This window comes from Lentzea cavernae (genome assembly GCF_014653695.1).
In the GTDB taxonomy this organism is placed as follows: Bacteria; Actinomycetota; Actinomycetes; order Mycobacteriales; family Pseudonocardiaceae; genus Lentzea; species Lentzea cavernae.
Genome location: NZ_BNAR01000027.1, coordinates 40,356 through 62,168, shown reverse-complemented (window position 1 = coordinate 62,168; position 21,813 = coordinate 40,356). Strand labels below are relative to the sequence as shown.

Below are 21,813 nucleotides of genomic sequence, written 5' to 3'. Positions count from 1 at the left end.
CTTAGCTGTGTGGTGTGCCACGTCACAACACCTGGTGGGACAGGATGAACGCGTGCACACCGTGGATCATCTCGAAACACTCTGCGCGCGAGCATGGCCCGCGCTGGCAGAAGTTCCGCTCGGAGACTGGTTGATGCGCGCCGCAGCCGGTTTCACCGGCCGCGCGAACAGCACGGTGACCTGCGGCGACCCCGGCATGCCCGTCCCCGGCGCGCTGAGGACCGTCCAGGGGTTCGCTCGCGAGCACGGCATCAAACCCACAGCTCACGTGGTGAACGGCTCAGCGGCCGAGGCCGCGATCGAGTCCGCCGGCTGGCGCGTCGACCTCGATCATCCGGGCGGCTCGGAGTCGCTGGTGATGACCGGTCCGCTGGAGAAGTTCGCCGACGGCGTAGCCGAGAGTCTCGATCTTCCCGGATGGTGGGAACTCACGGCGGGATCGGAGGTTTCCGACGTCCACCGGCACGTGCTGGGCGGCGGCGGGAACGTCTGCTTCGCGAGCCTCACCGAGGACGGCGTCGTGATCGCGGCCGTGCGGGGCGCGGTGGTCGAGGACGTGCTGCACGTCGCCCGCCTGGCCGTGCGGCCGTCACACCGCCGTCAGGGCCTCGCTCGAAAGCTCATGGGCGAACTGGCGGGCTGGGGCCTGGAGCAGGGCGCCACGACGTGCGTGCTGCAGGTCGCGGAGCACAACACCCCCGCGATCAGGCTGTACGAGGAGCTCGGCTGCACCGAGCACCACCGCTACCGCTACTGGATCCCCGCGGTCTCGTAGAGGCCCGGCCGGTTCGCCGCGTTGCGTGCCATCACGGCGCCCACGGCCACCGCGCCGGGCATCGCGCCGCCCGCGATCAGCAGCAGCGTCCGCCAGTCGCCGAGCAGGAACTGGCCCTGGCCGCCCGGCTCGAGGAACCCGAGCGCGAAGATCGTGAAGAACCACACGATCAGCGGGGCCGCGGCGCCGACGACCCTGGTCGACAGGCCGGCCGCCCACTGCACGAGCAACGGCGTCGTGACGACCGCCACGACGATCGTGACGGGGAACGGGATGTCGCCCAGCCTCGGCAGGATCACGCCGTCGAGTCTGAGGGGGAGGAAGAACGCTTCCAGCACGGCGAGCACCGCTGCCTCCACGCACAGGAGCAGCAGCAGAACGACTCGCCAGCCAGCGGTCACCCGAGTCCTCCGAACAGATCCGTGGCCACACCTTCCGGTGAGCCCTTCGCGAGCACGTAGTACTCGCCCCCGACCAGCGGCTGCGCGATGTCGTTCGACAACGCGTACCCGCCGTCCCACACACTGACCTGCGTCGAGTGTGCCCTCAACGCCCGCCGCTTGGCGGTCAGGTGCTCCCGGACGTCGACAACCGTTGTGATCTCTTCATCCGGCGTGACCGGCAGCTCACCGGGCTCGGGCAGCCGGAACGCCTCGGGGACGTTCTCCAGCTCCCGCACACCCGCTTCCGTGGCGTCGCGGGACGTCACCGCGTAGAAGACCCGCTCGACGTCGGAGACCTGGGCGCACGCGGCGACCGTGATCTCGTGCGCGCGGATGTGGTCCGGGTGGCCGTAGCCGCCGAACGCGTCGTAACTCACGACGACCTGTGGCTTGACCTCGCGCAGGATCTCGACCAGTTGGGCGGTCTGGTCCTCGAGCGCTCCCTGGACGAACGCGCGCGGCTTCGCGTTGGACGGCACGTCGACCATGCCGGAGTCGCGCCACCGCCCGATGCCGCCGAGGAACCGGTGGTCCGTCACGCCGAGTGCGGCGCAGGCGGAGCGGAGTTCTCCCACGCGGTAGCCACCGAGCTGGTCTGCGGCGTCGGCGGCGAGGTTCGCCAGCGCGGGCGGGATGATCTCGCCCTCTTCGCCCAGCGTGCAGGTGACCACGGTGACGTGCGCGCCGGCCGAGGCGTAGCGCGCGATGGTGCCGCCGGTCCACAGACTTTCGTCGTCGGGGTGGGCGTGCACGAAGAGCAACCGCGGTGGGGCAGTCAGGGTCACTGAAACAGAGTAAAGGCCGCCCTCATCAGTTGATGAAGGCGGCCTTTGCTAATGACCTGTGTCGCTCGGCGACACCGTCACACCACCGAGCGTTCTTCCGCGAAGTGGCACGCGGACAGCGTTCCGTCCGGGCCGCCACGCCGTTCCAGCTTCGGTTCCTCGGTGGCGCAGATGTCCTGCGCCTTCCAGCAGCGGGTGCGGAACCGGCACCCCGACGGCGGGTTGACGGGCGACGGCACGTCACCGGTCAGCACGATCCGCTGGCGCTGGCGCTCCGCCTTGGGGTCCGGCATCGGCACCGCGGACAGCAGCGCCTGCGTGTACGGGTGCATCGGCTTGGTGTAGATGGCCTCGCGCTCGCCCATCTCGATGATCTTGCCGAGGTACATGACCGCGACCCGGTCCGAGATGTGCCGCACCACCGAGAGGTCGTGCGCGACGAACAGGTAGGCGAGCCCGAGCCGTTCCTGCAGCTCCTCCAACAGGTTCACGACACCGGCCTGCACCGAGACGTCCAAAGCGGACACCGGCTCGTCCAGCACCAGGAACCGCGGGTTCAGCGCCAGGGCGCGGGCGATGCCGATGCGCTGCCGCTGACCGCCGGAGAACTCGTGCGCGTAGCGGTTGCGGTGCTCGGGGTTGAGGCCCACGAGCTCCATGAGCTCGTTGACCCGCCGCTGCACGCCGCCCTCGACACCGTGGATCACCAGGGGTTCCGCGATGATGTCGTTGACCTGCCACTTGGGGTTCAGCGACGCGTACGGGTCCTGGAAGACGATCTGGATGTCCTTGCGCAGCGGCCGCAGCTGCTTGGTGCTCATGGACGTGAGCTCGCGGCCCTCGAACTTCACCGAGCCCGAGGTCGGCTTGTGCAGCTGCAGGATCGCGCGCCCGGTCGTGGACTTGCCGCAGCCCGACTCGCCGACGAGGCCGAGGGTCTCACCGGGGTGCAGGGTGAACGACACGCCGGACACGGCCTGCACGGTGCCGATGTTGCGCGGGATGATCCCCTTGCCGCGCACGGGGAACTCCTTGACGAGGTCGGTGACCTCCAGCAGTGGCGCGGTCACTTCGCCTCCTCATCCGTGATCAAAGACCCGTGCACGGCGGTCACTTCGAGCGACTCGTCGGGGTTGGCCGCGGCGAACGCCGCCGGGTTCTCCACCGTGCCGATCTCGTCGTGCAGGAACAGCCTCTGCGGCGTCTCGATCGTCGCCAGGTGCTCCCAGCGGTGGCACCGCGTCCGGTGGTTCGCGGCGCCGGCCTCCTCGAGCTCCGGCTCCCACTCCTGGCACACGTCGGTGACGAGCGGGCAGCGCGGCGAGAACGAGCAGCCGGTCGGGAGGTTCACCAGGGAGGGCGGCGCGCCCTTGATGGGCGTGAGCCGCTTGCCCAGGGTGGACGGGTTCGGGACCGAGCCCAGCAGCCCGACCGTGTAGGGCATCCGCGGGCGTTCGAAGACGTCGTCGACCGGGCCGGACTCGACCACGGTGCCGCCGTACATCACCTGCACGCGGTTGACCATGCCCGCGACCACGCCGAGGTCGTGCGTGATCATGATGATCGCCGCGTCGGTCTCGGACTGCAGGCGCAGCATGGTGTCGAGGATCTGCGCCTGCACCGTCACGTCGAGGGCGGTGGTCGGCTCGTCGGCGATGATCACGCTGGGGTCGTTGATGATCGCCATCGCGATCACCACGCGCTGCCGCATGCCGCCGGAGAACTCGTGCGGGTACTGGGACGCGCGCTTGTCCGGCTGCGGGATGCCGACCAGTTCCAGCGCCTCGACCGCCTTGGCCCACGCCGCCTTCTTGGAGACGTCGTGGTGCGCGCGGTAGGTCTCGGCGAGCTGCCACCCCACGGTGTAGACGGGGTTCAGCGACGTCATCGGGTCCTGGAAGATCATCGCGATGTGCTTGCTGCGGAACGGCTGCATCTGCTTGTAGGTGCGGCCGTTCAGCTCCTCACCGCGGTAGCGGATCGAGCCCTCGATGACGGCGTTCTTGGGCAGCAGGCCCATGATCGCCATGGAGGACACGGACTTGCCGGAGCCCGACTCGCCGACGATGCCGAGCACGTCGCCGGCGTTGAGGTCGAACGAGACGTTGCGCACGGCGCGGACGTCGCCGTCGTCGGTCGGGAAGGTGACCGACAGGTCCTTGACCGAGAGCAGCGGTGCGGTGGTGCCGGAGGGCAGGAAGTCCTCCGTCAGTTCGGAAACACTCATCAGGCACGCACCTTCGTCTGCCTCGGGTCGAACGCGTCGCGCAGGCCGTCACCGATGAAGTTGACGGCCAGGGAGAGCGACACGAGCACGATGAACGGACCCCAGAACAGCCACGGCCGGTTCATGAACTGGCCGTAGTTCTCCAGCACGATCACGCCGAGCGAGGTGTCCGGGGGCTGTACTCCCAGGCCCAGGAACGACAGCGCGGCCTCGGTCAGCACCGCGGCGGCGATCGCCAGCGTGGCGTTGACCGTGATGCTGCCGATCATGTTCGGCACGAGGTGCTTGAAGATGATGCGCGTGGTCGAGGCACCGCAGGCACGCGCGGCCTCGACGAACTCCCGTTGTGCCAGGGAAAGCGTCTCACCGCGCGTGATGCGGGCGATCTGCATCCACGCGAACGCGGCGAGCACCAGCGCGACGACGTACCAGCTGCCCGAGAACCCCTTGACGACGATCGCGGCGACCGCGATCTGGGGGATGATCAGCAGCAGGTCGACGAGACGCATCAGCGCGGTGTCCACGAACCCGCGCAGGTATCCCGCCAGCGCGCCGAAGGTCACGCCCACCGCGGTCGCCAGTGCGGCCACGATCAACGCGATCTGCAGCGAGTAGCCGGTGCCGCGCATGAGCAGCGCGAGCATGTCCTTGCCGACCTGGGTGGTGCCGAGCGGATGGGTGCCGCTCATCGGCTGGTAGGACTTGCTGGTCACGTCCTCGAAGTCGTAGGTCCAGATGAAGGGACCGACGAACGCGAACAGGATCAGGAAGACGAAGACGCCGAGGCTCACCATCGCGAGCCGGTGGCGCAGGAAGCGCCGCAGGACGAGCTGGCCCTGCGTGCGGGTCTTGGAGGCGTCGAACTCGTGCGAGTCGGACTGGGGAGCGCTGTTCACCACGCCGCCCTCGGACGCCAAGTTGATGTTAGCCAAGGCGAATCCTAGGGTCGAGGAAGCCGTACACGATGTCGGCGAACAGGTTGAACAGCACGATCAGGGTGGCCGTCACCGCGAGCCAGCCCATCAGCATCGGCGGGTCGAACTGCCGCACGGAGTTCACCAGCAGCGTGCCCATGCCCGACCAGCCGAACACGGTCTCGGTGATGATCGCGCCGGACAGCACGGCGCCGAAGTTCAGCGAGAACAGAGTGGCGACGGGGATGAGCGCGTTGCGGAACGCGTGCCGGAAGATCACGCGGCCCTGCGAGATGCCCTTCGCCCGCGCGGTCCGCACGAAGTCGGAGTGCAGGATCTCGAGCATCGAGGCGCGTTCGAACCGGCTGTACGCGGCGAAGCTGATCAGCATCAGCGCGACCGTCGGCAGCAGGAACGTGCCCGTGTACTTGAAGATCACTTCGCCGAAGCTGCCGCTGAAGCCGCCCGGCCGCGGGCCCGCGGTGGTGAGCCAGCGGTCCAGCCCCATCGACTCCAGGACGTTGTTGAACTGGATGCCGTAGTTCTTCACGATGACCGCGACGCAGAAGATCGGCATCGAGAACATGAGGAACGCGGTGCTGGTGGCGAGGTAGTCGAAGATCGAGTACTGGCGCACGGCGGCGAGCACGCCGACCGAGACGCCCAGTGTCAGAGCGAGGAGTTCGGCCCCGATGACGAGGCGGCCGGTGGTCCACAGCGCGTCCGTGACGGCCGGGAAGACGGCGGTCTTGGCCTGACCGAGGGCGATGCTCTGGCCCCAGTCACCGGACAGGAAGTCGGTGAGCCAGTTCCAGTAGCGGATGACCACGGGCTGGTCGAGGCCCAGGGCGGCCTCGGCGGCCTTGAGGTCCGCTTCGGTGACACCGGGCCGGAATCGCATCTCCGCCAGGGGGTTTCCGGCGGTGGCGACGAGGACGTAACAGGCGAAGCTGCCGATCAGCAGGATGGGTATGGAGATCAGCAGGCGCCGGATGATGTAGCGGATCACGGGCGGGCTCCTAGGGGGCAACCCGGCTCGGGCGGGGCCGGACTCGTGGTCCGGCCCCGCCCGGTCAGGCGTTGCGCACTTCAGCTATGGCGATTACTTGGTCTGCCACTCGTTGGCGTTCCACAGCGCGCCGTAGTAGCTCTGGAAGTACACGCGGTCGAGTCCCTTGAACGCCCACATGTTCGGCATCTGGAACAGCGGGAAGGAACCGTAGGCACCGGCCAGCGCCTCGTCGGCCTCCTGGAAGTACTTCAGGGAGTCGGCGATGGACGTCTGCGAGACGGCCTGCTTCAGGGCCGCGTCGGCCTTCGGCACGGACAGGTTCTGCCAGTTCTGGCCGCCACCGGTCTCGTAGATGGACTTCTTGCCGCTCTTGAAGGGCAGCGAGGACCACGCGAACAGGGCGACGTCGTAGTCACCGGCGGAGACGCGCTCGTCCAGGAAGTTCGGGTCGGTGTCGTCCTTGATCTCGATGCCGGCGTCCTTGCACTGGCCCTGGATCAGCTCGACGGTCTGCTTGCGGCGCGGGATGTCGGTGTGGCTGATCCGGAAGGAGGCGCGGACGCCGTCCTTCGCGAACACGCCGTCGGCACCCTGCGTCCAGCCCGCGTCGGTCAGGATCTTCTTGGACTCGGTCGCGTCACCCTTGGCCTTGTCCGCGTAGACGTCCTTGTAGCCCTCGTCCTTCGGGAAGAAGATGAGGCTGCCGAGCGGCTTCGCGTCCGTCTGGACCTCGGAGATCAGCTTGTCGATGATGTCCTGGCGCTTGACGCACATGAAGAAGGCCTTGCGGACCTCCTCCTTCGACAGCACCGGGTGCTTCATCTGGATGTCGAGGTGCTCGAACGACAGGCCGGGGCCCGCGCCGAACGTGACGCCCTGGGCGCTCAGGCCCTTGAGCTTGGTGGCCGCGTTCGCGTCCGGCTGGGCGAAGGAGTTGACGGAGACCTCACCGTTCTCCAGCGCCTGCGCCTGCGCGACGGGGTCCGGAATCGCCTTCAGGACGATCTTCTCCGGGCCACCGGGCTTGCCGCCCCACTTCTCGTTGCGCTCGAGCGTCACCGACTGGTTCGGCTCGAAGGCGGTCAGCTTGTACGGACCCGCGGAGGGCATCAGGTCCTTGGTGAACCCGTTCCACTTCTCGTTCCAGAAGTCGGCGACCTTGGTGAGGTCGGCCTCGGCGCTGGTGGGGGTCAGCTTCGTGACGTCGGCGACGCCCGTCTGCTTCTCGAGGACGTGGGCCGGCAGGACGTCCGAGTTGAACAGGCTCTCGTAGTCCGGGTACGGCTCCTTGTAGGTGCCGACGAACGTCTGGTCGTCCTTGCACTCACCGGTCATCAGGTCGTAGCCCGTGGTTCCGGCGGCCTTGAAGATCTTGGTGCCGTCGGCCTTCTTCGCGGCGTTCGACTGCGTGAGCCACGCCATGTAGAAGTCGTCGCAGTCCCAGGCCTCACCGTCGGACCAGGTGACGCCCTTCTTGAGCTTCCAGGTCACGACCTGGGGGGACTTCGAGGTGACCTCGACGGAGTCCATGACGTCCTTGTTCAGGACGACCTTGTTGTTGCCGTTCGTGATGTGCGCACCAGGCTGCACGAGGACCAGCGCGAACGTGTTGTAGGACTGGTTCGCGTCCTCGGTCGCGTTGTTGTACGAGGTGAACGGCTTGTCCGTCGACACGACGACCTGGCCGCTCTGCTTCGTATCCGGCGCGGTGTAGCCGTCCGCGGACTCACCGCGTGCGGTCGCCATCTCCGCGACGGTGGCGTCGCCACCGTCGGCGTCGCTGCTCCCGCCGCCGCCACCGCACGCACCCAGCACGAGAGACGCGCTGGCGACCAGCGCGATCGCCGGAAGTGCTTTGGTTCTCCTCATCGACACGTGCCCTCCTAGCACTGGGCGGCCGCGGCCAGGTCGGCCTGCACGCCCATAACGTTGATGTGCCATACGCGCCCCGAACCGGCACATCGTGGGCAGCACCGTAAGAAGCCGCTGAGGCGGCGGTCACTACCTGGGAGGGCGATCGTGACCCAATGGAAACGAGTTGTTGCAGGCCGCAATGGCCCGATTACCGGGCGCCAGCGTTCGTTGACCGGGCGGCTGGAATTCTGTCAACGAGAACGGCCGAACGTAGCAACGCGAAAAGGGCTCGCGCAACGGATTTCCCACCCGCCGGCTACTTGTCGAGACGCCGCCATTCGGGTGCACCGCTGAGCACGCCCGCCAGGGGTGCCCCGGTTCCGACTCCTGAAACCGTCGGAAGCACACCGAGCAGATCGACCACCTGGAACAGGGGCACCGACACGGCCTGGGCCCCGATCAACGGCTCGACGCGGGCCAGCACGTCCGACAGCAGCGCCTTGCCGTTGAGCGCGGCCTCGACGTCGGCCTGGATCGCCGGGTCGCAGAAACCGGCGGGGTTCTGCGGGCTGGGCGTCGCCCCGTCCGGAGCGTCGCCGGCACAGCCGAACTCGCTCGCGAGCGCCGCCGCCGAGTCGCCCGCGTCGACCCGCGGGACGACGGCGATGTCGACGTCGGACTCGGTCAGCTGCTTGCTGAAGAGCTCCTCGGCGTTCGGGGTGACGACCTCGGAGTCGATCCCGCGCTCGGCCAGCTGGGCCTTGACGCGGTTCGCGATGCCGACGTAGGGCTCGGTCTTCTCCGGCGCGGCGATCCTGAGCTTGAGCGCCTTGCCGGCCTTCTGCCACTCCGCGCCGGCCTTCGCGTACCCGGCCTCGGTCAGCAGCTGCTCGCTCGCCGCCACGTCGAGCGTGTTCGCGGTGATGGTCTTGGTGTACCCGGCGCGGCTCGGCGGCACCACGTACGAGTCGGCCCGGAACGGGGCGCTCGGCCCGCTCTGCGTCCCGAACGCGATGAGCGCCTCGCGGTCGAGCGCGGCCACGATCGCCTTGCGCGTCTTGAGGTCCTTGAGCTGCTCGCTCGCGGGCCGCAGCAGCACCTGCACGACCTCGTTGCGCGGCACGGGTTTCGTGGTGACGTCCTTGATCGTCCCGAGCAGGTTCACGTCGGAGGCGTCCGCCCGCAGGAGCGCGGCCTGGTTGTCGCCTTTGGACAGTGACTCGGCCATCGCGCTGTGCGTGGCCCTGCGGATGACGACCCGGTCGAGCGTCGTCGGCGTCTCCCAGTACCGGTCGCTGCGCTCGAGCACGACCTCGCCGCGCGGCTCGTCGAGGCTGCGCATCTGGAAGGGTCCCGCGGTGGCGGGGAAGCCGGTGGCGAGCACGTTCGACCACGTGCCGGGCGCGTCCTTGAGCAGGTGCGCGGGCAACAGGTTCGAGAAGAGCGACCGCCAGCCGGGGAACGGCTTGCCGAACGCGACCTCGACGACCTTGCCGCCCTCGCGCGCGCTGATGTTGTTGATGAGCCTGTAACCCGCCGGATCCACTACCCCCGGTTCGGCGCGCATACGCTGCCACAGGTAGTAGAAGTCCTCGGCGGCGATGGGCGCGCTGTCCGACCAGCTGGCGTCCTTGCGGATCGTGTAGGTGACCGTGAACGGCTCCGCCTTGGTGACCTTCGCGCTCACCACGAGGGTGCGGTCGAGCTGCGGCGCGCCGTCGTTGCCCGGCCGGAACACGCTCGGCAGCAGCAGGGAGCTCAGCGCCGTCGTGATGGGGCTCTGGGCCGCGAGGGCGTGCGGGTTGTAGCCGCCCGCCACGTCGTCCACGCCCACCACGATCTCGGTGACCTTGGGCCCCGTGGTGGTGATGACGGGAGCCTCGGACTTCGGCACGAGGGGCGGAGGAGGCGCGTTCGTGCACGCCGCCGCCGTGCCGCACAGGACGGCAGCGACAAGCACTCCCCCGAGTCGCCTCATGGTCCTCACATTGCCAGAAGTGTGGTGGTGGCGTTCGGGCAACCCAGGTTTTGTCACCCGCGCCACTACGGGTGACGTGTGGCGGCGCTCCGTGGTTGCTCGCCCGGTGGGTAGTACGGCTCACCCGGTCGGGTGGTTCGGTGCCGGGGTCACCGATTCGCAGGCGTCGAAACACGGGCGGCGGGTACCAGAGCACCCGTGTGCCCAGGAGACGACGGAGGGCGGCCAGGCCATCGGCCGGGCCGCCCTCGTCAGGCGTTCAGATCGGCGTCAGCCGCGCGCCTTGAGACGCGAGCGCTCGCGGCCGCGCAGGTTGGCGTCCAGCGTCACCTTGCGGACGCGGATGACCTCCGGGGCCACCTCCACGCACTCGTCGGACGCGCAGAACTCCAGCGCCTCCTCGAGCGAGAGCTTGCGGGGGCGGGCCAGGGTCTCCATCACGTCGGCCGTGGAAGAGCGCATGTTCGTGAGCTTCTTCTCGCGGGTGATGTTGACGTCGAGGTCCTCGGCGCGCGGGTTCTCGCCCACGACCATGCCCTCGTACGCGTCGGCGCCCGGCTCCACGAAGAACGTGCCGCGGTCGGCCAGCTGGATCATCGCGTAGGCGGTGATCGAACCGGTGCGGTCGGCGACCAGGGAACCGTTGTGGCGGGTGCGGATCTCGCCCGCCCAGGGCGCGTAGCCCTCGGAGACGGCGTTCGCGATGCCGGTGCCGCGGGTCTCGGTGAGGAACTCCGTGCGGAAGCCGATGAGGCCGCGCGACGGGACCACGTAGTCGAGCTTGATGCGGCCGGTGCCGTGGCCCGACATGTTCTCCATGCGGCCCTTGCGGTTCGCCAGCAGCTGCGTGACGGCGCCGAGGTGCTCCTCGGGGCAGTCGACGGACAGGCGCTCGAACGGCTCGTGGACCTTGCCGTCGACCGTGTGCGTGACCACCTGGGGCTTGCCCACGGTCAGCTCGAAGCCCTCGCGGCGCATCTGCTCGACCAGGATGGCCAGCGCCAGCTCACCGCGGCCCTGCACCTCCCAGGTGTCGGGGCGCTCGGTCGGCAGGACCTTCACCGACACGTTGCCGACGAGCTCGGCGTCGAGACGCGCCTTGAGCACGCGGGCGGTCAGCTTGGTGCCGCCGTTGCGCCCGGCCAGGGGCGAGGTGTTCACACCGACGGTCATCGAGATGGCCGGCTGGTCGACCGTGATCCGGGGCAGCGCCTCGGGGGTCTCGGCGTCGGCCAGCGTGTCGCCGATGGTGATGTCCGCGATGCCGGCGATGGCGACCAGGTCGCCCGCCCGTGCGAACTCGGCCGGCACGCGGTCCAGCGCCTCGGTGATGAGGAGCTCGGTGATGCGGACCTTGACGGGCTCGCCGTCCTCGCGGCACCACGCCACGGTCTCACCCTTGCGCATGGTGCCCTGGTGGATGCGGCACAGCGCGATGCGACCGAGGAAGGTCGAGGCGTCGAGGTTCGTGACGAGCGCCTGCAGCGGCCCGTCGACGTCGACGTGCGGGGCGGGGATGTGGTCGAGCAGCACCTGGAACAGCGTGTCCAGGTTCTCCTCGTCCGGCAGGCCGCCGTCCTCGGGCTGGGACAGCGACGCACGACCGGCGCGCGCGGAGGCGTAGACGACCGGCAGGTCCAGCACGGACTCGTCGGCGCCCACCTCGGTCGCGAGGTCGAGCAGCAGGTCGTGGGCTTCCTCGACGACCTCGGAGATCCGGGCGTCGGGGCGGTCGACCTTGTTGACCAGCAGGATCACCGGCAGGCCGGCGGCGAGCGTCTTGCGCAGCACGAAGCGCGTCTGGGGCAGCGGGCCCTCAGAGGCGTCGACCAGCAGGACGACACCGTCGACCATCGACAGCGCGCGCTCGACCTCGCCACCGAAGTCGGCGTGGCCGGGGGTGTCGACAACGTTGATGATCACGTCGCCGTCCGGCGTGTGCCTGCGCACAGCCGTGTTCTTGGCGAGGATCGTGATGCCCTTCTCGCGCTCGAGCTCGCCCGAGTCCATGACCCGGTCGACGAGCTCGGCACGCGCGGAGAAGGCGCCGGACTGGCGCAGCATCGCGTCGACCAGGGTGGTCTTGCCGTGGTCGACGTGCGCGACGATCGCGACATTTCGCAGGTCAGTTCGCGTCTGAAGGGCAGACGCGGTGGCCGTGGGCACGCAGAACTCCTAGAGCTTCGAAGGCGTTGGAGGGGCTCGCGCCGGACACTTCGATGCGCAGGGCCGTTGCTCATCCTACCGGCTGCGTCGCCATTACCACACAAGAGTGCCAGTGAAGTGAGCCTCACCTACTCTAGCGATACGTGTCGGAGTGGAGTTCAACCAGTGGGTAAAAAGCTCAAGAAGAAGTGCTGCCGATCGAAGCCCCAGTGCAAGCGCTGCCCCGTTCCGTTCCTGCTCAAGGAGCGTGACAAGGCCCGCAAGAAGGCCGCCAAGAAGGCGGAGAAGGCAGCCAAGAAGGCCCTGAAGAAGGCCGCTTGAGACCCGTCCCGGTTCGGGCTTGCGTCGATGCGGCGCTCGAGCTTCTCGAGCGTCATTCGATCGAGAGCGCCGGGGTTGACTGGGACGCGTTACGTGCTGAAGCTCACCTCGATGTTGCTGGCGTGCGCGGTCCTGAGGGGGCCTATGACGCGATCCGTCACGTGATCGCCACTCTCGGCAATCCGCACACTCACCTGATCACGGCTCAGCGGGTGGCCTCGCCGCCGCGTTCCGCCATGCCGACTGGTCGGTTGATCGGACCAACTGGTCGGTTGTCTGGGTCAACTGAGTGGTTGGCTGAAGCAGCCGGCCAGTCGCCTGAAGCAACCAGTCGGTTGGTAGAACCAACCGGACCGTCGCCTGAAGCAACCAGCCGGTCGGCCGAAGCAACTGGTCGCCCAGCCAGACCAACCGGTTCTTCGCCGCAAGCAACCGGTCACTCAATCGAACCAACCGATCCGTCGCCGCAAGCAACCAGTCGGTTGATCAAACCAACTGGTCCGTCGCCTGAAGCAACCAGTCGGTTGGCTGGCGCAACCGGTTGGTTGCTTGGCACAGTCGGTCGGTTATCCAAGGCAACCAGTCGGTTGGCTGGCGCAACCGGTTGGTTGCCTGACACAACCGGTCGGTTGTCCAAGGCAACCGGTCGGTTAGCCGAAGCAACCGGCCGGTTGGTCCGGTCAACCGGCTGGTTATCTGGAACAACCGGTCGGTCGGCCAAAACAACCAGTCAGTTGCCCGAAACAACCGGGCAGTCGCCTGAGACAACCGGTCGGTCGCCAGAAGCAACCATCCGGTTGCCTGGGCCAACCGGATGGTTGGTACTGCCCGAGACCCACTCGAGCCACGGCCCGGCCTACGTCACCGCCGGCCTCAAAGCGATGAGACACATGATCGCGAGCCAACCGACCGGCTGGGTGGTCGACCTGCGCGGCAACCGCGGCGGCGACATGCATCCGATGCTCACCGTCGTCGCACCCCTGCTCGGCGAAGGCGAGAGGGGCAGGTTCGTCGGCCCGAACGGCTCGACGGGCTGGGGCGTCAGACGCGGCCACGTCTACAACGGCGGAAGGACCGCGTTCCGGTGGCGCCGTGTTCCGGCCGCCAGGACCGAACCGGTGGCGGTGCTCGTCGACAGCCGCACGGCGAGTTCGGGCGAGGCGGTGCTGATCTCGTTCCTGGGCGCGGAGAACGTCCGCACCTTCGGCGAGCCCACCGCCGGCTACGCGACGGCGAACCAGACCTTCCCTCTCCCCGACGGCTCGCGGCTCGCCATCACGACCGCGCTCATGGCCGACCGGACCGGACGGACGTACGGCAACGCCCCGGTCGTCCCGCAGGCGGTCGTCGGCGGCGACGCGCTCACAGCGGCGATCGAGTGGCTGGCCGGACGGGGCTAGGGCTGGAGCACTGCCTCGTTCAGCTTCGAGAGTTCGGGGGCCGTGCGCGTGGCCTCGAACTCGCAGATCTCGTACTTCACCAGCTTCTGCACCGCCCACGGGTCGGTGGCGAGCAGTGCTTCGAGCTTGCCCCGGGGCATGGGGCGCGTGATGATCACGCCGCCCGTCCTCGGCACCTGACGCCCCGAAGCGAGGAAGAGGCCCCGCTCGTACTGCTTCTCGACCCACTCGCGGTGGTCGGGGAGGGCGTAGTCGATCTGTTCCAGTGGCGCGGCGTACTTGAGCAGCACGATGAACATGCGTTGACGGTAGCCCTATACTCGGGTTCGTGCGCATCCTCAACGCCTTCTGGCAGGCCGCTTTCAGGCGGCCGGAGTAGCAGCGCGCAGACACCACTGACGCGAACGCAGGCCGCCCCGACGGGCGGCTTTTTTGTTGCGTTCCGGACGGGCGGTCCCCACGAGAGGACCGACCATGATCCGGCTTTCCGCCATCACGCCCTCCGGCCAGGTGCACTTGGGCAACTACCTCGGTGCGCTGCGCACGTGGGCGACAGAGGGCACCGACGAGGACGTGTACTTCATCAGCGATTTGCACGCGATGACGTCGTCGCACAACCCGCAACGGTTGCGAGCCATGACGCGCGAGCAGCTCGCGGTGCTCGTCGCGTCCGGCATCGACCCCGCCAGCGTGTGCGTGCAGAGCGATCTCATCCGCGAACTGGGAGCGCTCAACTGGGTGCTGGAGTGCACCTGCACGTACGGCGAGGCGGCGCGCATGATCCAGTTCAAGGAGAAGTCGCTCGGCCGCGAGTCGGTGCGGCTGAGCCTGCTCACCTACCCGGTGCTGATGGCGGCGGACATCCTGTTGCAGGGCACCGCGGAGGTGCCGGTCGGTGAGGACCAGCTGCAGCACGTCGAACTGGCCCGTGCGCTCGCCCGCCGCTTCAACCACGCCTACGGCGACGCGTTCATCGTGCCGACCGCGGTGGTGCCGAAGGTGGGGGCGCGCATCAAGGACCTGTCGGACCCGGCGCGCAAGATGGACAAGTCCGCCCAGAACTCGGTGGGGGTCGTCTTCGTGCTCGACGAGCCGGAACTGGTGCGGCGCAAGGTCCGCAGGGCCGTGTCGTCGGCTGAGGGCATCGCGAACCTGACGGAGGTCCTCGTCTCCTGCACCGGCAAGGAGCCTGAGGACTACACGAGCAGGTTCGCCGACCTGAAGGAGGTCGTGGCCGAGGCGGTGATCGAGGAGCTCCGTCCCGTGCGCGAGCGCACGCTGGAGCTCCTCGCCGACCCCGCGGAACTCGACAGGATCCGTCAGGAGGGTGCGGAACGGGCGCGGGAGCGCGCCCAGCACCGGCTGAACGGGGCCCTGCGCCTGGCCGGGCTCAGGTGAGGAGCTGCTGAAGGGCCGGCACCAGCACCCGGTCCGCCGGCAGCCAGGGAAGGCCGGGCAGCTCGTCGGCGGTGAGCCACCGGACAGCGTTGTGCTCCAACGCTTCCGGCTCACCGCCGGCGAGTTCGGCGGAGAAGATCCGCAGCACCAGATCGCGTTTCAACGGCACGTCGGGGCCGACCCGCGCACCCACCACGACGGGAACGCCCAGCTCCTCCACGCACTCGCGCACCAGCGCGTCCTCGGGCTTCTCGCCCGGCTCGACCCGCCCGCCGGGCAGTTCCCACTGCCCCGCGTGGCTTTCCGGGAACGACCGCTGCTGCGCCAGCAACCGTCCATCCCGGACGATCGCCGCCCCGACCACCACCCGCGCCGCCCGCAGCTCCGCGCACCGGCGGGCCAGCAGCGCCGAGCGCTTCTCCAGCACCCGCAACGCCGTCCCGCGCCCGACCGTCATGTCCGCGAACCGCCCGACGACACCGCGGACGGAGGTCCACGCCACCCGGTCGACCACCATCGTCCCGGCGCCCGTGACCACCAGATCCGTGTGCAGCTCCAGAAAACCACCGGCGGCCGACACACCGGACAGATCGGCCCGGGTCACCGTCAGCCGGACCCCGAACGGTCCGGTGAGCTCATCCCCCAGGCACAGCAGGGAACCCGGGACCCGGACACCGGACCCCGTGATCAGCGACGTGTCCAACAGGGCACCCGCGACAACCGCAACAGGCGCGTCGACCAGCGCCGACGCTCGCAACTCTGGCACCGGAGCTTGCTACCAGGACGGCCAGCGGATCTCCAAACGCGCACCACCGGCGGGCGACTCGGCGGCCCGCACCGACCCTCCCCGGCGCTGCACGAGGTGCGACACGAGCGCGAGTCCCAGCCCGAACCCGCCGGAGCGGCGCCCGCGGTCCTCCTCCACCCGGTAGAACCGGTCGAACACCTTGGTCCGGTGCTCGAGGGGGATGCCGTGCCCGTCGTCGTCCACGATCAGGCGCACGTCCCGCCCGACCGGCACGAGCGTCAGGGTGATCGTCGAGTACGCGTACCGGGCGGCGTTGCGCAGCAGGTTGTCCAGCACCAGCTCGACCTCGGACCGCGCGGCCGACACCAGGCAGGCCGACGGCGGCGCGGTCAGCCGCACCAGCAGCTCCGTGTCCAGCCGCGACATCGCCGCCTCCGCCTCCAGCACGAGGTCGACCGCCTCGGCGCGCGGCGGCGCCCCGGTGTCCGCCCGCGCCAGGATCAGCAACGACTCCACCAGCGCGCTGAGCCGGATCGACTCCTCGACCACCGACTCCAGCACCTCGATCGAGAAGTCTGGGTCCGGGTGCGCCACCGCGACCTCGGCCTGAGCCCGCACCGACGCGACCGGCGACCGCAGCTCGTGCGCCGCGTCCCCGGTGAACCGCCGCAGCCGGTCCGAGGCCTCGTCCCGCCGGGTCAGCAGCGCGTTCAACGCCTCGGCGAGCGCCTGCAGCTCGTCGCGTGCGAGCGGCACCGGCAACCGTTGGCCGTGCGGCAACTCCGCCGCCGCCACGCGCATCCGTTCGACGGGCCGCAGCGACGACCGCACTGCGAGCCAGGTCGCGATCCCCACCAGCACGGCCACCAGCACGGCCGCGACGGCCAGCCAGCGCGTGCCCAGCGTGTTGGCCTTGCCGTACCCAAGCAACGTGCTCGCGTAGACCTCGAGCCGGGGCGTCCCGTCCCCGGCGAACACCACCCGGCCCCGGAACCGGAGCGCGGACTCCCCGTCCATCCGCAGCACCGGTTCGCCGGACCTCAACGCCCGGATGTCCTGCGCCGTCAGCGGAAGCGGCGGCCCGCCGTCGACCGGCGACCCCGCCACGTCCAGCAGGCGGGGATCCGACTTCGCGAGTTCCTGGTCCACGGCCGTGATCTGGATCAGCCCGATCAACGCCGGCGCCAGCCCGGTGAAGGCCAGCAGGCACAGCAACGCCACCCCCGTCGCCACCACGGTGATGCGGAAGCGCAGCGTGCGCCTCAGCCACCAGCGGCGAGGGTTCACCTGTTCCCCAGGGCGTTGTCCAGGTCCGGCGTGGAGGCGATGTAACCGTGCCCGCGGATCGTCCGCACGACCTCCCCAGCGCCGACGGCCTCCAGCTTGCGCCGCAGGTACCCGACGTAGACCTCGACGGCGTTGCGCGTGGCGGCCTGCTCGTCTCCCCAGACGGTGCGCAGCAGCTCGTCCTTGGTCACCACGGACCCGGCGCGGGACGCCAGCACGTCGAGCACCGCGTACTCGCGCGGCGACAGCGACACGTCCTGCCCGCCCCAGCTGACCTCGCGCAGCCCGCGGTCGATCACCAGGTGCCCGAGCGTGAGCTTGCGGCGAGCCCCTCCCCCGCGCCGCAGCAACGCCCTGACCTGCGCGACCAGCACCACGAAGCTGAACGGCTTGACGAGGTAGCCGTCGGCGCCGAGGTCCAGCCCGTCCGCCTGGTCGACCTCGCCGTCCTTGGCCGAGACCATCAGCACGGGCGTGCGCACCCCGTCGGCCCGCATGCGCTGCAGCACGCGGTACCCCGACAGCCCGGGCAGCATGATGTCGAGCAGCACCACGTCGAAGGCCCCGGTCAACGCGACCCGCAACGCCGTGGGCCCGTCGGAGGCCGTGACGACCTCCATGCCCTCGGCCGACAGGCCACGTTCCAACGCCCGGCGCACACCGGCTTCGTCGTCCACGACCAGCACTCGAGGCTTCACACCGCACAGCATGCCGCCCAAGGCTCTCAGCTGCCCGCAAGATCTCAGCCGACTCTCAGAAAGCCTTCCGCTCCGCGCCGAAAACCGCAGGTGGGAGTAGTCTCAGCACCATCTCAGCAACCCACCACCAAGCTGTGAGTCACAAGCCCTTGGAGGAGGGGACCACTGATGAACAAGCGAAAGGTGACCCTGGCCGCTGCGGCGGCCGGTGTGATCACCGGTGCGGCAGGCCTGAGCCTGCTCGCCATGCCAGCGGGAGCAGGCCAGCCGCCTTCACTTCCGGACGTCTCCCCGGAGACGCTCGTCCAGCAGGTGCTGACGAGCAAGCCCGGTGCCTTCGGCGGAACCGTGGAGGTCGACAACAAGCTCGGCCTGCCGTCGATCGCGGAGATCCCGCAGCTCGCCGACGGCAAGCACAGCGCGCGGATCTGGACGGACGGCAACGGCAAGTTCCGCGCCGCCCTGCCGAACGGCCAGTCCGAGCAGACCATCGTCAACGACGGCAAGACCACGTGGTCGTGGAACTCCGCGGACAACGAGGTCACGAAGGCCGAGCACGAGGCCGACGAGCCGAAGCCCGCCGACGAGAAGGCCAAGTCGGTCGACCCGGCCGAGGCGGCCAAGCAGGTCGTCGGCCTGACCAAGGAGTTCAGCGACATCTCTGTGGACGGCACCGCGCGCGTCGCGAACCGTGCCGCCTACGAGCTCGTGCTGACCCCCAAGGCCAGCGAGAAGACGCTGATCCGCGAGGTGCGGATCGCCGTCGACTCCGAGCTCAAGATGCCGCTGCGCGTCGCCGTTCTCACCAACGGCACGAGCGAGCCGGCCGGCACCGTCGGCTTCAGCGAGATCAACGTCGGCCCGCAGGACGCGAAGCTGTTCGAGTTCACGCCGCCGGCCAACGCCAAGGTCACCACGCCGGAGGCCAAGGAGGAGAAGGGCCGCGACCGCAAGCCCGAGCTCGGCATCGAGCAGGCGTTGCAGGGCGAGGACCCGCAGATCTTCGGCACGGGCTGGGACACGGTCGTCGGCGCGAAGATTCCCGCCCAGGCCATGACCCAGGTTCCGGCCGAGGCGCAGGGCCTCGTCGACAAGTTCACCAAGAAGGTGAGCGGCAACTGGGGCAGCGGTCAGGTCTTCACCACGAAGGTCGCCACGATCCTGATCGCGGACGACGGCCGCGTGGTCGCGGGTGCCGTGCCCGAGCAGGTCCTGTTCGACACGATCGGACAGGTGAAGTGACCACCTCGACCAGCGCGCCGGTGACAGCCCCCGTGAAGGGTGCTGTCGCCGCGCGGACCAAGGGACTGCGCAAGGAGTACGGCAGCACGGTCGCCGTCGACCGCGTCGACCTCGAGCTGCCGGAAGGAGCCGTGCTCGGCATGCTGGGCCCCAACGGGTCCGGCAAGACGACCACGATCCGGATGCTGCTCGGGCTGGTCCGCCCCACGCAGGGGGAGATCGAACTGCTCGGACGGCCGCTGCCGGAGGGAGCCGAGCAGGCGCTGCCCCACGTGGGCGCGCTGGTCGAGGGTCCGGGGTTCCACCCGTTCCTCAGTGGACGGGAGAACCTCGTCAGGTGTGCCGCGTTCGAGCCTCTGCTGCCCCGCAGGCAGATCAAGCAGGCGGTCGAGGACGCCATCGAACGCGTCGGGCTCGCCCAGGCGGCCCACCGCAGGTACCGGGGGTACTCGCTCGGCATGAAGCAACGCCTCGGCCTGGCCGCGGCGTTGCTCGTGCCGCGCAAGCTCGTCGTGCTCGACGAGCCGACCAACGGCCTCGACCCGGCCGGCACGCGGGAGATCCGCAAGATCATCGCGGAGCTGCACGAGGCCGGCAGCACCGTGATGGTGTCGAGCCACCTGCTCAGCGAGGTGGAGGCGACGTGCACGCACGTCGCCGTGCTGCACCGGGGAACCGTTGTGGCGCAAGGGGAGCTGACCGAACTCCTGCAGGCGGGGGGATCCGCCCTGCAGGTGATCACGCCGGATGTCGAGAAGGCGCTGAGCGCGTTGCGGCAGGCCAAGATCTCCGCACGGCCGCTCGGTGACGGCCTGCGCGTCGAGCTCGCGGGGACGAGCGCGCCGCAGGTGATCGAGACGCTCGTGCAGGGCGGCGCCCGCGTCTTCGAGGCGACGCGCTGGAAGACCGGCCTCGAGGAGCTGTTCGCGCGGCTCACCGAGGCCGAGGAGGCCGAACGAGGGATGTCGGCCGTGGACACGCTGGACGGGGGACGGCGATGATCACGCGTCAGTTCGGTTCCGAGGTGCGCTGGATGCTGCGCAGGCCGCGGACCCTCATCGGGTTGTTCGGCCTGGTGCTCGTGCCGATCATCATCAGCTTCGGCATCTGGACCGCCGGTGACGACGAGGGCGGCGGCGGGCCCGGGCTCGCCGCGATCATCCAGGGCAACGGCATGGTCGTGCCGATCTTCACGTTGTTCCTGTCGCTCAACCTGCTGCTGCCGCTGGTGGCGTCGATCTGGGCGGCGGACGGGCTCGCGGGCGAGGCCCAGCACGGCACGTTGCGCGGCCTGCTGGTCGCGCCGGTGTCCCGTGTGCGGCTGTTGTTCGTGAAGCTCTTCGGCCTCACCGCGATGTCGTTGTTCGCCGTCACGCTGATGGCCGTGGTCGGCATCATCGCCGGCACCGCCTTCCTCGGCACCGACGGCATGATGACGTTGTCCGGCACCACTTTGGGCACCGGCGAGGGCCTGCTGCGCATCGCGTTGTTCGTCGTACTGGTGACGTTCCAGATGGTGGCGATCGGCGCGGTCGCCCTCGCCGTCTCGGCGACCACCGAACACCCGCTGGTGGTGCAGGCGGCGACGATGACGACGATCATCGTGTTCCAGGTGCTGTCGCAGTTCCCGTCGCTCGACTGGCTGCACCCGTTCCTGATCACGACCGGTTTCCCGGGCCTGATCGACGTGATGCGCGACCCGATCCCGCTCACCCAGATCTGGGACAGCACGCTGCTCGCGGGCTGCTACCTGCTGATCGGCACGGGCCTGGCGGCGATGCGGCTCATCACGAAGGACAACTAGCGCCGGAAGCCGCCTTCGCTGTTGATCACCTGACCGGTGATCCAGGCAGCGTCGTCGGTGCACAGCCAGGAGATCAGCCGGGCGGCGTCGTCCGGCTGACCCCAGCGCTTGTGCGGCATCCGCTCGTTCACGAAGTCCGTGAGCTCCGGTCCAGCCCACCCCGTGTCGGTCGGGCCGGGGTTCACCGCGTTGACGGTGATGCCCCGGTCCGCCAGCTCGTGCGACAGCGTCGCGACGATGGCCGCCAGCGCCCCCTTCGACGCCGCGTAGGCGATCTCGCCGGGCATCGGCCCGAGGTTCTGCCCGGACGTCAGGAACACGACCCGGCCGCCGTCAGTCCTGGTCCACTGGCGGGCAAACGCTTGCGCGAGCAGAATCGACGACCTCGTGTTCACCGCGTAGTGCTCGTCGAGCATCGCCGCGTCGACCTCGTCCAGCGAGCCGTCACCGCCCGACCGCGCGTGGTTGCACACCAGCACGTCGACCCGTCCGAACGCCTCGACGGCCGCGGCCATCAACCGTTCCGGCGCGTCGGGCTCGGCGAGGTCCACGCCGAGACCCCGAGCTCCGACGTCCGCCAGCACCTCGTCAACGGCATCGGCACCCCACGGCTGTGAGGCGTCGTGCGCGACGTGGTGCTGCACGAACAGATCGGCGCCCAGCCCGCGCAGCCGAGAAGCGATCGCGTAGCCGATTCCCTGCCGCCTGCTGACGCCCGTGATCAGAGCGACGCGTCCCTCAAGAAGTCCCATAGGGCTCCA

General features: G+C 69.2%; 21 protein-coding genes. 7 read left to right on the top strand and 14 right to left on the bottom strand.

Translation table 11 applies throughout. The features are described from left to right. The first annotated feature begins 7 nt into the window (after nt 1-7). Nucleotides 8-775 carry a GNAT family N-acetyltransferase gene (locus IE307_RS44205; protein ID WP_444543469.1) on the top strand — a complete coding sequence of 256 codons (768 nt, stop codon included), beginning with the start codon at nt 8-10 and terminating at the stop codon, nt 773-775. Here IE307_RS44205 and IE307_RS44200 read toward each other — a convergent pair. The 9 genes from IE307_RS44200 to typA all read right to left on the bottom strand — a co-directional run bounded on the left by IE307_RS44200 (nt 751) and on the right by typA (nt 12,154). Beyond that, a complete protein-coding gene (locus IE307_RS44200; protein WP_191305489.1) occupies nt 751-1,176 on the bottom strand; it encodes a hypothetical protein in 426 nt (141 codons plus the stop codon). The two genes, IE307_RS44205 and IE307_RS44200, sit on opposite strands and share 25 nt — an antisense overlap. After that, a complete protein-coding gene (gene mshB / locus IE307_RS44195) occupies nt 1,173-2,003 on the bottom strand; it encodes an N-acetyl-1-D-myo-inositol-2-amino-2-deoxy-alpha-D-glucopyranoside deacetylase (RefSeq protein ID WP_191305488.1) in 831 nt (276 codons plus the stop codon). The genes IE307_RS44200 and mshB overlap by 4 nt, the downstream gene beginning before the upstream one ends. Nucleotides 2,004-2,080: 77 nt before the next feature. Further along, nucleotides 2,081-3,073: an ABC transporter ATP-binding protein gene (locus tag IE307_RS44190; protein ID WP_191305487.1), complete on the bottom strand. Its 993-nt coding sequence runs from the start codon at nt 3,071-3,073 to the stop codon at nt 2,081-2,083. After that, entirely contained in the window at nt 3,070-4,230 is a 1,161-nt protein-coding gene (locus IE307_RS44185) for an ABC transporter ATP-binding protein (protein ID WP_191305486.1), read from the bottom strand. The genes IE307_RS44190 and IE307_RS44185 overlap by 4 nt, the downstream gene beginning before the upstream one ends. Further along, nucleotides 4,230-5,162 carry an ABC transporter permease gene (locus tag IE307_RS44180; protein ID WP_373306090.1) on the bottom strand — a complete coding sequence of 311 codons (933 nt, stop codon included), beginning with the start codon at nt 5,160-5,162 and terminating at the stop codon, nt 4,230-4,232. Before IE307_RS44180 ends, IE307_RS44185 begins: the two co-directional genes overlap by 1 nt. Continuing rightward, complete coding sequence (locus tag IE307_RS44175) at nt 5,155-6,153, bottom strand: ABC transporter permease (protein ID WP_191305485.1); 999 nt, start codon at nt 6,151-6,153, stop codon at nt 5,155-5,157. The genes IE307_RS44180 and IE307_RS44175 overlap by 8 nt, the downstream gene beginning before the upstream one ends. A 93-nt stretch (nt 6,154-6,246) precedes the next feature. Beyond that, nucleotides 6,247-8,025 (bottom strand): ABC transporter family substrate-binding protein, encoded by a 1,779-nt coding sequence (locus IE307_RS44170; protein WP_191305484.1) that lies wholly within the window; start codon nt 8,023-8,025, stop codon nt 6,247-6,249. A 301-nt stretch (nt 8,026-8,326) separates the two neighbouring features. Then, nucleotides 8,327-9,988, bottom strand: a complete 1,662-nt coding sequence (locus IE307_RS44165) for an ABC transporter family substrate-binding protein (protein WP_191305483.1) — start codon at nt 9,986-9,988, stop codon at nt 8,327-8,329. 270 nt (nt 9,989-10,258) lie between these two features. Further along, a complete protein-coding gene (typA, locus tag IE307_RS44160; protein ID WP_191305482.1) occupies nt 10,259-12,154 on the bottom strand; it encodes a translational GTPase TypA in 1,896 nt (631 codons plus the stop codon). Between the two features lie 165 nt (nt 12,155-12,319). Between typA and IE307_RS44155 the strand changes: the two genes are divergently transcribed. Both IE307_RS44155 and IE307_RS47555 read left to right on the top strand, forming a co-directional pair. Then, the gene (locus tag IE307_RS44155) at nt 12,320-12,475 is read left to right on the top strand and encodes a hypothetical protein (RefSeq protein ID WP_167974072.1); all 156 of its coding nucleotides are present in this window, start codon (nt 12,320-12,322) and stop codon (nt 12,473-12,475) included. A gap of 236 nt (nt 12,476-12,711) precedes the next feature. Beyond that, entirely contained in the window at nt 12,712-13,875 is a 1,164-nt protein-coding gene (locus IE307_RS47555) for a S41 family peptidase (RefSeq protein ID WP_308436452.1), read from the top strand. Here the strand turns inward: IE307_RS47555 and IE307_RS44145 are convergent. Then, on the bottom strand, nt 13,872-14,174 hold the full coding sequence (locus IE307_RS44145) for a YciI family protein (protein WP_191305480.1): 303 nt from the start codon (nt 14,172-14,174) through the stop codon (nt 13,872-13,874). The two genes, IE307_RS47555 and IE307_RS44145, sit on opposite strands and share 4 nt — an antisense overlap. Nucleotides 14,175-14,349: 175 nt before the next feature. Between IE307_RS44145 and trpS the strand changes: the two genes are divergently transcribed. Further along, entirely contained in the window at nt 14,350-15,273 is a 924-nt protein-coding gene (trpS, locus tag IE307_RS44140; protein ID WP_191305479.1) for a tryptophan--tRNA ligase, read from the top strand. On the opposite strand, the gene IE307_RS47190 is transcribed toward trpS, so the two are convergent. Genes IE307_RS47190 through IE307_RS44125 form a run of 3 tightly spaced genes read right to left on the bottom strand, consistent with a single transcriptional unit; the run spans nt 15,266 to nt 18,018 of the window. After that, a complete protein-coding gene (locus tag IE307_RS47190; RefSeq protein WP_229905628.1) occupies nt 15,266-16,039 on the bottom strand; it encodes a (deoxy)nucleoside triphosphate pyrophosphohydrolase in 774 nt (257 codons plus the stop codon). The genes trpS and IE307_RS47190 overlap by 8 nt on opposite strands. Before the next feature lie 9 nt (nt 16,040-16,048). Then, complete coding sequence (locus IE307_RS44130) at nt 16,049-17,308, bottom strand: sensor histidine kinase (RefSeq protein WP_191305478.1); 1,260 nt, start codon at nt 17,306-17,308, stop codon at nt 16,049-16,051. After that, nucleotides 17,305-18,018 carry a response regulator transcription factor gene (locus IE307_RS44125; RefSeq protein WP_191305477.1) on the bottom strand — a complete coding sequence of 238 codons (714 nt, stop codon included), beginning with the start codon at nt 18,016-18,018 and terminating at the stop codon, nt 17,305-17,307. The genes IE307_RS44130 and IE307_RS44125 overlap by 4 nt, the downstream gene beginning before the upstream one ends. Nucleotides 18,019-18,174: 156 nt before the next feature. Between IE307_RS44125 and IE307_RS44120 the strand changes: the two genes are divergently transcribed. Genes IE307_RS44120 through IE307_RS44110 form a run of 3 tightly spaced genes read left to right on the top strand, consistent with a single transcriptional unit; the run spans nt 18,175 to nt 21,052 of the window. Continuing rightward, nucleotides 18,175-19,248, top strand: a complete 1,074-nt coding sequence (locus IE307_RS44120) for a LolA family protein (protein WP_191305476.1) — start codon at nt 18,175-18,177, stop codon at nt 19,246-19,248. Beyond that, the gene (locus IE307_RS44115) at nt 19,245-20,249 is read left to right on the top strand and encodes an ABC transporter ATP-binding protein (RefSeq protein WP_191305475.1); all 1,005 of its coding nucleotides are present in this window, start codon (nt 19,245-19,247) and stop codon (nt 20,247-20,249) included. The genes IE307_RS44120 and IE307_RS44115 overlap by 4 nt, the downstream gene beginning before the upstream one ends. After that, the gene (locus tag IE307_RS44110) at nt 20,246-21,052 is read left to right on the top strand and encodes an ABC transporter permease (protein ID WP_191305474.1); all 807 of its coding nucleotides are present in this window, start codon (nt 20,246-20,248) and stop codon (nt 21,050-21,052) included. The genes IE307_RS44115 and IE307_RS44110 overlap by 4 nt, the downstream gene beginning before the upstream one ends. Here IE307_RS44110 and IE307_RS44105 read toward each other — a convergent pair. Then, complete coding sequence (locus IE307_RS44105) at nt 21,049-21,804, bottom strand: SDR family oxidoreductase (RefSeq protein ID WP_191305473.1); 756 nt, start codon at nt 21,802-21,804, stop codon at nt 21,049-21,051. The two genes, IE307_RS44110 and IE307_RS44105, sit on opposite strands and share 4 nt — an antisense overlap. Between the last annotated feature and the right edge of the window lie 9 nt (nt 21,805-21,813).